At 74.6% G+C, this 2,236-nt stretch carries 1 protein-coding gene; it reads right to left on the reverse strand.

The window, feature by feature from the left end; all coding sequences use genetic code 11:
• Window positions 1-29: 29 nt before the first annotated feature.
• Window positions 30-2,114 carry an elongation factor G gene (gene fusA, locus ABT106_RS31810; protein WP_351284494.1) on the reverse strand — a complete coding sequence of 695 codons (2,085 nt, stop codon included), beginning with the start codon at window positions 2,112-2,114 and terminating at the stop codon, window positions 30-32.
• Window positions 2,115-2,236: the final 122 nt, after the last annotated feature.

Consider the following 2,236-nt stretch of genomic DNA (forward strand, 5'->3'; position numbering starts at 1 on the left):
CGGGGAGGCCGGGGCGCACGCGGACGCGGTCAGCGGTTCGCCAGCGCGCCCGCTACCGAGGCCGGGACCTGCGCGAGACCGGCCGGGCGGGTGGTGAACGTGCCGCGCCCCTGGGTACGGCCGCGCAGCCGCGAGGCGTAGCCGAACAGTTCGGCCAACGGCACGGTCGCCGTGATCACCGCCGTGCCCGAAGCCGATGTGGACCCCGTGACCCGCCCACGGCGTGCCGCGAGGTCCCCGAGGACGCTGCCCACACCGCCCTCGGGGACGGTCACGGTCACCTCCACGACCGGTTCCAGCAGCTCCACCGCGCTCGCACGCAGCGCCTCGCGCAACGCGAACCGCCCCGCCGCCCGGAACGCGAGCTCCGAGGAATCCTTGGAGTGCGTCGCCCCGTCGGTGAGCGTGACCCGCAGCCCCGTCACCGGATGCCCGCCGAGGGGACCCTCGGCGAGGGCGTCGCGGCAGCCGGCCTCCACGGCACGCGCGTACTCCTGCGGCACGCGGCCGCCGCCGACCGTCGAGCGGAAGGCGAAGCCCGGCACCCCGTCCTCCTCCCAGGGTTCGACGTCGATGACGACATGGGCGAACTGGCCCGCGCCGCCGTCCTGTTTGACGTGCCGGTACACCAGACCCGACACCCCGCGCGCGACGGTCTCCCGGTAGGAGACCTGCGGCCGGCCGACGACGACCTCGACCCCGTGGCCGCTGCGCACCTTCTCCACCGCGACCTCCAGATGCAGCTCGCCCCTCCCCGACAGCACGGTCTGACCGGTCTCGGCGTCGGACCGCACGACCAGCGAGGGATCCTCCTCGACGAGCCGGGCCAGCGCCGACGCGAGCCGGCCGGTGTCGGTGCCGCGGCGGGCCTCGACGGCGACGGAGACCACCGGTTCCGCCACCGACGGCGGTTCGAGGACCAGCGGAGCCCCCGGGGCACACAGGGTCGTGCCCGCCCGGGCCGCCTTCGGACCGATCACGGCGACGATGTCACCGGCGACCGCCTCCTCCCGTTCCTCGTGCCGGTCGGCCTGCACCCGCAGGATGCGGCCGACCCGCTCCGTACGGCCCGTGCCCGCGTCCAGTACGCAATCGCCCTTGCCGAGCGTGCCCGAGTAGACCCGCAGGTAGGTGAGCCGTCCGGTCGCCGTGGCCGTCACCTTGAAGGCGAGCGCCGCGAACGGCTCCCGCGGATCGGGCGCGCGCACCTGTTCCGCACCGCCCGCCACACCCCGTACCGGCGGCATGTCGGCGGGCGACGGCAGGTACGCCAGGACCGCGTCGAGCAGCGGTTCGATGCCGCGGTTGCGGTACGCCGAACCGCACAGCACGACCAGGCCGTCGCCGCGCAGCGTCAGCTCCCGCAGGGCGCGGACCAGGGTCGGGCCCGTCAGGGCCGATGTCGCGCAGAACTCCTCCAGCGCCTCCGGATGGAGTCCGGCCACCGTCTCCTCCAGGAGCCGGCGTCGGCGGTCCGCCTCCTCGCGCAGCGGTTCGGGGACCGGCCCCGTCTCGTACGTGTCGGAGCCGGGGTGCCAGATCAGCGCGCGCATCGCCGTCAGATCGACGACGCCGGTGAAGCCGTCCTCCCGCCCTACGGGCAGCTGGACCACCAGGGGAACCGCGCCCAGCCGGTCGCGGATCGAGGCGACGGCCGTGTCGAGGTCGGCGCCCGCGCGGTCCAGCTTGTTGACGAACGCGATCCGGGGGACCCCGTACCGGTCGGCCTGCCGCCACACCGTCTCGCTCTGCGGCTCGACACCGGCGACGGCGTCGAACACCGCGACCGCCCCGTCGAGGACCCGCAGGGACCGTTCGACCTCGTCGGAGAAGTCGACGTGGCCCGGGGTGTCGATCAGGTTGACGCGGTGCCCGCTCCAGGAACAGCTGACGGCCGCGGCGAAGATGGTGATGCCGCGGTCGCGTTCCTGCGCGTCGAAGTCGGTGACGGTCGTGCCGTCGTGGACCTCGCCCCGTTTGTGGACGGCGCCGGTCGCGAACAGGATCCGTTCGGTGATCGTGGTCTTGCCGGCGTCGACGTGGGCGAGGATGCCCAGGTTGCGGACGGTGGTGGCGGGGGAGGCGGTGGCGAGCTGTCGCCGGTCGGTGCGCATGGCCCGAGCCTTTCGAACGATGAGGAAGAGGGCGGCGCGATTCCCCGACGGCGGGCCCCGCGCCCGCCCCCACCGCACCGGTCCGGCCGGGCGGGCCGGTGCTCCGCGGAAACGGGGAGCAC

Origin of the sequence: Streptomyces sp. NPDC002044 (assembly GCF_040296725.1) — a bacterium.
Taxonomy (GTDB): Bacteria; Actinomycetota; Actinomycetes; order Streptomycetales; family Streptomycetaceae; genus Streptomyces; species Streptomyces antarcticus.

What these genes read in the sequence shown, in the direction of transcription:
- fusA (WP_351284494.1), bottom strand. Translation starts at nt 2,114, where the DNA reads ATGCGCACCGACCGGCGACAGCTCGCCACCGCCTCCCCCGCCACCACC.